At 56.3% G+C, this 9,100-nt stretch carries 5 protein-coding genes; 1 reads left to right on the top strand and 4 read right to left on the bottom strand.

All coding sequences use genetic code 11. The features are described from left to right. On the bottom strand, nt 1-977 hold a 977-nt coding region (locus IGS51_RS11635; protein WP_297078547.1), incomplete at its 3' end, for a glutamine synthetase family protein. A gap of 492 nt (nt 978-1,469) precedes the next feature. On the opposite strand from IGS51_RS11635, the gene IGS51_RS11630 reads away from it, so the two are divergent. Next, nucleotides 1,470-3,062 carry a calcium-binding protein gene (locus IGS51_RS11630; RefSeq protein WP_297078546.1) on the top strand — a complete coding sequence of 531 codons (1,593 nt, stop codon included), beginning with the start codon at nt 1,470-1,472 and terminating at the stop codon, nt 3,060-3,062. A 69-nt stretch (nt 3,063-3,131) separates the two neighbouring features. On the opposite strand, the gene IGS51_RS11625 is transcribed toward IGS51_RS11630, so the two are convergent. The 3 genes from IGS51_RS11625 to psaA all read right to left on the bottom strand — a co-directional run. Beyond that, nucleotides 3,132-4,406, bottom strand: coding sequence for a PQQ-dependent sugar dehydrogenase (locus tag IGS51_RS11625; RefSeq protein ID WP_297078545.1), 1,275 nt, complete (start codon nt 4,404-4,406; stop codon nt 3,132-3,134). Nucleotides 4,407-4,748: 342 nt separating this feature from the next. Further along, a complete protein-coding gene (gene psaB / locus IGS51_RS11620; protein WP_297078544.1) occupies nt 4,749-6,977 on the bottom strand; it encodes a photosystem I core protein PsaB in 2,229 nt (742 codons plus the stop codon). Nucleotides 6,978-7,182: 205 nt separating this feature from the next. Next, nucleotides 7,183-9,100: photosystem I core protein PsaA (psaA, locus tag IGS51_RS11615; RefSeq protein ID WP_297078543.1), on the bottom strand; the 1,918-nt coding region annotated here is incomplete at its 5' end.

The raw sequence follows: 9,100 nt of genomic DNA, 5'->3' as shown, positions 1-9,100 counted from the left end.
CTGGGCACGCGCACGGCAGCCTCGCGGTTGTCCATACCCCAGGCGCGAAAGGCTCCGCTCCAACTCTGGGGCTGGAGACGGCGGTAAGAATTGGTGCTGGGTGTGGTCAGGGCCATCAAGGCGGGGAGATGGTGCAAAATGCCGCCAATAAAATGAAGGGCGATCGCCGAGAGGGTTCCGGGCCGTCCTGCCTCTGGCAACACATTCACGCCATCGCGCCACAGGCTGAGATGCAGGTGGCAACCGCTCCCCGCCTGGTCAGCGAAAATCTTGGGCAAAAATGAAGCCCGCAGCCCGTGTCGCAGCGCCACGCCACGCACTGTTTCTCGCAAGGCAATCTGCGAGTCGGCGGCCCGCAGTGCATCCCCGTAGCGAACGGCAATTTCGTGCTGTCCTGGCCCCGACTCTGGATAATAGCGCTCGACCCAAATTCCCTGGGCTATTAGCGCGTCAGTGATATCATCGATGACCGCTTGGTTCAGATCCATCCCCAAAGTCGCCGCAAAGGGGGTGCGATCTGCCGGGTGAATTGATCCTGACTCATCCAGCCGCAGCAGATAAAATTCAGGCTCAAACGCCGCCATCATCCGCAGCCCTGCTTCCTGCTCCAGACGAGCCAGCATTCGCTTCAGGAAGCCGCGCGGACACAGGCTCCAGGGCTGCTCACCTAGCTGCATGTCGGCCATCACGCGGGCATGGCCCGGCGCGTAGGGCAAGGGGGTCAGCGTTTCCCAGTCGGGCACCAGCCACGCTTCGCCCACGGGGCCCAGTCCGCTGTCTGCGGCCACGCCGTCCAGCATCACGGGAACCGCCTGCTGCGCCATCGAGATGCCGATTCCCCAGTCTCGATGTTCATCTAGAAACTGGCGGTGAAAGGCTTTGCCGCGAATGACGTTGCCGTTGTCGCACCATAGCAAACGCACAAAGCGGGTGTTGTACTGGGCGAGTCGAGTGGCTAGAGAATTGGAGTCGGTCATGGGGTTTGTGATCGTTGCTTGTGATCCATGTTGCGATCGCCCTTGCTGAACTTTGGGGAGCAAAGAGTTCTGCGTATAGTTCCATTGAAGCAAGATTAAAGCTTCAATAAAGCCTCTGTGAAGCTAATAGACGCGCTTGAACGCCGCCTTAAGATACACGTGAGCAAGTCACCTCAGTAATTGCACGCACTTATGTTGTGATTGCTTCTGCTACTCGTTCTCTAGCTTTACTCTTATGCCGTCAGGGCTTGATTGCCCTTCATTTTCTAAGCATTTCGGCTCTGTTTGCCAGTTTTAGGTTCCCCGTCCGATTTCTAGGTCCCGTCTTCAGATTTTAGGTTTCAAGTCTCAAACGTCTTAGGGTGCGAGTTGGTTTTGAAGTAGACCCGTAGTGTAGTGGGTAGTTTTGCGCTGCTGGTTTATGTTGAACTTCATGTCTGATCCTGCGCTCTTATCCGGAACTTGCTCTCCCAGATTTCTATATTCATTGCTATGGATAGCCAAGCCTCATTTTTATCTGCCAATCTCTCTCCCGCCTCTTCGTCCGATTTTCTAGAAATCGTCCTGGGTAGCGGCAACGACACGATCTTCACGCCTACTGAACACTCAGAGCGAACTCTCTATCGGGGTGGTCTGGGCATCGACCGGATTAACCTAGTGTTTACATCCGAGCAACTCCAGACCATCCTCGACGGCGGCCAGTGGCCCGCTCTAAAGACGTACCTCAGCGATCCAACAAACCGACGGCTAGAGCTGGTGTCGCTGCTGAATTTTGCGGCTGAAGGCTTTGAGATAGCCGCGTTGTATATTCAGGACACGAGTAACCCAGAGTTGGGCGATCGCCTCGTGCCCATTTCCCTGGACGCGCTGCTCAATACAGAAGCTGTTGTCATTGGGCAGCCTGTTGAGGCTGGAGTCCTGAGGGCGATCGCCTCCACAGACGACCCACTGCCCTTTCAGCTTGCGACGCTGGCTGAATCTGATGAGGCTGCTGTGAATCTTTCCACACTGGCCGCCTCGAAAGGTCTGCCAGAGGACGAGATTGCCGAAAAGCCCACACTGGTTGGTTCTCCCAATGTCAGCACGCTGTTTATCGGGATGGATCGAGCCTACGTGATCGAAGCCAGCAACGGCAGCGACTACATCTACGCAGGTGATTCTGATGATCTAATCTATACAGGGTTGATTGCCACTGAAGTTCCCTCTCCAGTCCCCACCTTGGCAACAACGAACCCTGCCGCTGCCGTACCTGCCGACATCGACCGGGTATGGGCAGGCGGAGGCAATGACACCATCATCCTCAGCAGCGATGCCGACACGATTTATGGAGAGGATGGTGACGACCTGTTTTTATTCAATGTGCCAGGTTATGCAGACGGCAGCGCTCTGGATGGCGACACCATCTATGGCGGTGCAGGCAGCGACACCATCCGCAACGACACACCCGGAGCCGATATCTTCCTCTGGCAAATCAACAACTTCTACCAGTTTCCTACCTCTACCTGGATTTATGGCGTGGAAGTGTTTGATGGCAACGGCGGTACGGTCATTGGGCGCGATACGGTCACCAACTATCTTGATTTCTCGGTTTTTGAATCGGTCATTAACGTCCCCTTAATTCGGCTGGGGGATAGTCACGACTTGGTTAATGCCTCGACCTTTGCCACAGCCGTAGAAATCCACGGACTTGGCGGCAATGACTATCTTATTGGCGGCGCAGGTGATGACACACTGGTTGGCGGCTCCGGCGATAATTTGCTCACAGGCGGCCCCGGTCGAGACACATTTCACCTGAGTGCGCCCGGACAGGGTATAGACCAGATTACAGACTTTACGCCAGGTGTGGATCGCCTGCGAATCGCTGCTTCAGACTTTGGCAATTTCCAGGGCGCTGGGCCATTGCAGGCAACCCGATTTGCGATTGGCGTAGCAGCCCGGACTCCCCTCCATCGAATTATCTACAACCCATTGAACGGAGACTTGCTATACGACGCAAATGGCGCTGGTGATGGGTTAGACCCTGTGCAAATCGCAATTCTGCCGCGAAACTTGTCGCTGAGCCGCACTGATATTTTGGTGGTGTAGCTTGGTGATGTAGCTTGGTGATTGGCGGATAACGTCATTGGCTAAGGTGCAGCCGCTTCACTCTCGGCATCAGGAAGCGCCCAGACGAATCAGGCGGCCGTTCGGCGCGTCGGTAAGGACATACAGGTAGCCGTCAGGGCCCTGGCGCACGTCTCGAACTCGTTGTCCAATGGGAATTGCAGACTCACTGATGACCCGCCCTATTTCGTCTACTTCAATCTGGCGCACATCTTGCGATACCAATCCACCCGCAAAAAGCTTCCCTTGCCACTCAGGAAAGCGATCGCCCCGATAAATCGCCAACCCTGATGGAGCAACTGCTGGAGTCCAGACTAGCCTCGGATCGACCATACCCGGCCGCGACTGTTCCGATGAAATAACGCCGCCAGAGTATTCGCGGCTAAAGGTGACCACCGGCCAGCCATAGTTTTCGCCAGGGGCAATTAGATTTAGCTCATCGCCGCCGCGAGAGCCATGTTCTGTAGACCATACGCGCTGCGTCACCGGGTCAAACGCCAGTCCTTGTATGTTGCGATGTCCATAGCTCCAAATGCTGGGTTCAGCGTTTGCGGTATTGACAAAGGGGTTATTGGCAGGGACAGATCCATCGTCGTTGAGCCGCACAATTTTTCCAAGATGCACATTCAGGTTTTGCGCCTGGTTGCGGATCAGGTCGCCATCAAGCTGTACGGGCGGGTTGCCGCCGTCGCCGATCGACACCAGCAGCGTATTGTCGGGTAGCCAGACCAGGCGAGATCCAAAGTGCTGCCCCTGTGTCTTGGTGCGGTTCACTTCAAACAGCACTGTCCAGTTGGTCAGGCGCGTTCCGTCAAACTGGGCGCGGGCGACGCGGGTCTGGTTCGCGTTCGCTGCGCCGTGGGCATAGGTGAAATAGACCCAGCGGTTTTCGGCAAACTGCGGATGCAGCGAGATGTCCAGCAATCCGCCCTGTCCGACTGCCAGCACTGGAGGAACGCCGGAAATCGGTGTTGGGTCTAGCCGCCCGTTGCGAATGATCCGCAGCCGTCCGGGGCGCTCGGTCACCAGCATATCGCCATTGGGCAGCCACGCAATGCCCCAGGGATGCTCCAGGTTTTGGGCAATGGTGGTTTGCTGAATGCCCTGCTGCTGGGCGATCGCCCCGCTGAGGACAGGCGTAATAGCGGCATCAACCTCGCTAGCAGCAGAGGCAACGTCAAACGCAGCAGGTGCTTCAGCATCAGATGCGGCAGGCGGAATGTCGGAAGGGGAATCGGCGGGGGCGATCGCAGCGGGAGAGGCTTCGGGCATCTCTGGCTGCACCGGAGGCGAAGCAGCACAACCGATTAGAGAAACGAGAGCCACTAGATATCCTGGGGTTTTCAAGAGGTCAGGGTTCAGAATCGCCATAGGACATTGAGTTGCCGAATCACTGCACGAAAAATCAGCCCGCTGAAATCATCCTGCTGAAATCCTGGTCGTCAGGCGCTTTCGGGGACTGCGTAGAGGGCGATCGCCCACTCTACAATACAGCTTGATTATAACGACGGACTTTCCTGACCCGGATCTGTCCCAGTGCAGAGCCTCTACAAAGACGCTGATCAAAATACGCTCAACTATGCTTAGAAATTAGCTGAAACAAAAAGCCCCTCACCGGATGGCGAGGGGGCTTTCAGTTAAGGATTCAATGACCTGAACTCCATCAAGCTAGCCAAATCGACTAGAGGTTGAGGCGATCAGGAAGGCGGCATAGGTCAGGATGTAGCCCACTGTGAAGTGTGCCAGACCTACCAGACGAGCCTGAACAATAGACAGCGCAACGGGCTTGTCTTTCCAACGAACCAGGTTTGCAAGCGGTGTCCGCTCGTGGGCCCAGACGATGGTCTCGATCAGTTCTTGCCAGTAGCCGCGCCAGCTAATCAGGAACATGAAACCTGTTGCCCAGACCAAATGTCCAAACAGGAACATCCACGCCCAAACTGCCAGGTTATTCATGCCGTAGGGGTTGTAGCCGTTGATTAGCTGAGCCGAGTTAAGCCACAGATAATCGCGCAGCCAGCCCATGATCGTCGGCGAACTTTCGTTGAACTGAGCCACGTTGCCTTGCCACACGCCCAGATGCTTCCAGTGCCAGTAGAAGGTGACCCAACCAATGGTGTTGAGCATCCAGAACATGGCGAGATAGAAAGCGTCCCAGGCGGAGATGTCGCAGGTGCCGCCACGACCGGGGCCATCGCAGGGGAAGCTGTAGCCAAAGTCCTTCTTGTCGGGCATCAGCTTCGAGCCGCGAGCATCCAGCGCGCCTTTCACGAGGATCAGCGTCGTGGTGTGCAGACCCAAGGCGATCGCATGGTGAACCAAGAAGTCGCCAGGGCCAATGGTCAAGAACAGCGAGTTTGCGCCGCTGTTGATGGCATCCAGCCAGCCGGGTAGCCACACGTTGCCGTGGTTAGGCCAGGCTGTCGCTGCAATGCTGTCAGGGTTTGACAGCAGCGTGTTGAAGCCATACAGCGCCTTACCCGAAGATGCCTGAACGAACTGAGCAAACACAGGCTCCACCAGGATTTGCTTTTCGGGCGTGCCGAAAGCCTGCATCACGTCGTTATGGACGTAAAGACCCAGCGTGTGGAAGCCGAGGAACAGCGACACCCAGCTCAGGTGAGAGATGATCGCTTCCTTGTGTTGCAGCACGCGATCCAACACGTTGCCTTTGTTCTGAGCGGGGTCATAATCCCGCACCAGGAAAATAGCACCGTGTGCAAACGCGCCCACCATGATGAAGCCAGCAATGTACTGGTGGTGGGTATAGAGCGCCGCCATCGTCGTGTGATCCTTCGCAATGAAGGCGTAAGGCGGCATCGCATACATATGCTGCGCCACCAGCGACGTGATCACGCCCAGAGAAGCCAGCGCCAGCGCCAGTTGGAAGTGCAGCGAGTTGTTCAGGGTTTCATACAAGCCCTGGTGGGGCAGATTGAACTGACCTTCGCTGCTCTTGCTCAGCAAACCGGCTTTGGAGTTCAGCATTTCTTTGATGCTGTGTCCAATGCCGAAGTTGGTACGATACATGTGGCCTGCGATGATGAAAATCACGGCGATCGCCAGATGGTGATGCGCGATATCCGTCAGCCACAGCGCCTCAGTCTGGGGATGGAAACCACCCAGGAACGTCAGAATCGCCGTACCAGAGCCTTCGCCAGAGCTAAACACATGGTTCAGCCCGTCGGGGTTTTCCGCATACACGCCCCAGTTGCCCGTAAAGAAAGGCAGCAGACCAGCGGGGTGCGGCTTCACCGACAGGAAGTTATCCCAACCCACATGAATCCCGCGAGATTCGGGAATCGCCACGTGAACCAGGTGACCCGTCCAGGCCAAAGAGCTAACGCCAAACAGGCCTGCCAGGTGGTGGTTCAGCCGAGATTCTGCGTTCTTGAACCAGGACAACGACGGACGGAACTTGGGTTGCAGGTGCAACCAGCCAGCAAACAGAAAGATCGATGCCAGCAGCAGCAAGAACACAGCGCCCGTATAGAGTTCGCCGTTTGTCCGCATCCCGATCGTGTACCACCAGTGATACACGCCAGAGAAGGCAATGTTCACCGGCCCAGAAGCACCGCCCTGGGTGAAGGCATCGACGGCCGCTTTACCGAAATGAGGGTCCCAGATCGCATGGGCGATGGGTTTTACATGCAGCGGGTCTTTGATCCACTGCTCGAAGTTGCCTTGCCAGGCGACGTGGAAGAGGTTGCCCGAAGTCCACAAAAAGATGATTGCCAAGTGGCCGAAGTGAGAAGCAAAAATCTTTTGATAAAGATTCTCTTCCGTCATGCCATCGTGGCTTTCAAAATCATGGGCGGTGGCAATCCCATACCAGATCCGCCGAGTGGTCGGATCTTGCGCCAAATCCTGGCTGAATTTTGGGAATTTAGTTGCCATAAGTCCTGATTAACAGACTCAGTTAACAATCAGCAGTTTTGCTATTTAGCCTCCAGTCTACCCGACTCCAGCGGTAGAACCTTGGGCACTTCGCTACAGAACCACATCAGATTTCATTGGAGAAATCAATGCAATCAATCGCTCAGTGCCCAACATTCACCGTCCTTATCTAGCAGTCTAGAGAAGTCAGCACCCTAGGGAGTGCCTAGCCAACAGCAATAATTCGAGCCAGGAAGAAGGCCCAAGTCGTTGCGATACCCCCAAGGAGGTAGTGAGCCACCCCAACCGCACGACCCTGAATGATGCTCAGAGCGCGAGGCTGGATCGCCGGAGCAACCCGAAGCTTGCTGTGGGCCCAAACGATGGATTCGATCAGTTCTTGCCAGTAGCCGCGACCGCTGAACAAGAACATCAGGCTGAACGCCCAGATGAAGTGGGCACCCAGGAAGATTAGACCGTAGGCCGACAGCGCCGAGCCGTAGGAGCCGATCACCTGAGAGGCCTGTGCCCAGAGGAAGTCGCGCAGCCAACCGTTGATAGTGATGGCGCTCTGAGCAAAGTTGCCGTTCGTAATGTGCGTTACCGAGCCGTCTGGTGCGACCGTGCCCCACACGTCCGACTGCATCTTCCAACTGAAGTGGAAAATCACAATCGAGAGGGAGTTGTACATCCAGAACAGACCGAGGAATACGTGATCCCAACCAGAGACCTGGCAGGTGCCGCCACGACCCGGCCCGTCGCAAGGGAAGCGGAAACCGAGGTTGGCTTTGTCGGGAATCAGGCGAGAACTGCGAGAGAAGAGAACACCCTTTAGCAGGATCAGCACCGTCACGTGAATGGTGAAGGCGTGGATATGGTGAACCATGAAGTCTGCCGTGCCCAGGGCGATCGGCATCATGGCAACCTTGCCACCCACGGCAACCAGATCGCCACCGAAGGCGAGGCTGGCGGGGCCGATGGCATTGGGCGCAGTCGCTCCAGGAGCGGCCGTGTGCAGACCCTGTACCCACTGTGCAAATACGGGCTGGAGCTTAATCGCCGTGTCCGAGAACATGTCTTGGGGACGGCCCAGCGCCCGCATGGTGTCGTTGTGAATGTAGAGTCCGAAGCTATGAAAGCCCAGGAAAATACAAACCCAGTTCAGGTGGGAGATGATGGCATCGCGATGGCGCAACACCCGATCCAGCAGGTTATTGACGTTTTGAGCAGGGTCGTAGTCACGCACGAAGAAGATCGCTGCGTGAGCGCCTGCACCCACCACCAAGAATCCGCCAATCCACATGTGATGCGTGAACAGCGAAAGCTGGGTCGGATAGTCGGTCGCCAAGTAGGGATAGGGCGGCATCGCGTACATGTGCTGCGCAACGATGATGGAAAGCGACCCCATCATGGCCAGGTTGATGGCCAACTGAGCGTGCCAGGAGGTCGTGAGGATCTCATACAGACCCTTGTGACCTTCACCCGTGAAGGGCCCTTTGTGACCCTCCAGGATTTCCTTCATGCTGTGACCGATGCCCCAGTTGGTGCGGTACATATGACCCGCGATGATGAATAGAACGGCGATCGCCAGATGGTGGTGAGCCGTATCGCTGAGCCACAGACCACCCGTCACCGGGTTCAGCCCGCCTTTGAACGTGAGGAAATCCGCATACTCGCCCCAGTTGAGGGTGAAGAAGGGGGTCAAGCCCTTCGAGAAGCTGGGATACAGATCCGCCATCAGGCTGGAGTTCAGGATGAACTCGTGCGGCAGCGGGATATCCTTCACAGCCACGCCCGAATCGAGCAACTGGTTAATCGGCAGAGACACATGGATTTGGTGGCCAGCCCAACCCAGAGAACCCAGACCCAGCAGACCGGCCAGGTGGTGGTTCATCATGGATTCCACGTTTTGGAACCACTCCAGCTTGGGAGCAGCCTTGTGATAGTGGAACCAGCCTGCAAACAGCATTAGACCTGCCATCACTAGCGCACCAATGGCGGTGCAGTAGAGCTGGAAGCTGTTGGTAAAGCCGGAGGCGCGCCACAGTTGGAACAATCCAGAGGTGATCTGGATGCCCTGGAAGCCGCCGCCAACATCTGCATTCAAAATCTCTTGACCGACAATTGGCCAAACCACCTGAGCA

The sequence above is a fragment of the Thermoleptolyngbya sp. M55_K2018_002 genome, from assembly GCF_015295965.1.
GTDB classification, from domain to species: Bacteria; Cyanobacteriota; Cyanobacteriia; order Elainellales; family Elainellaceae; genus Thermoleptolyngbya; species Thermoleptolyngbya sichuanensis.
This window is presented reverse-complemented; position numbering and strand designations above follow the sequence as displayed.

Coding starts and splice junctions, on each gene's coding strand:
- psaB (WP_297078544.1), bottom strand. CDS start 6,977: ATGGCAACTAAATTCCCAAAATTCAGCCAGGATTTGGCGCAAGATCCG.
- IGS51_RS11630 (WP_297078546.1), top strand. CDS start 1,470: ATGGATAGCCAAGCCTCATTTTTATCTGCCAATCTCTCTCCCGCCTCT.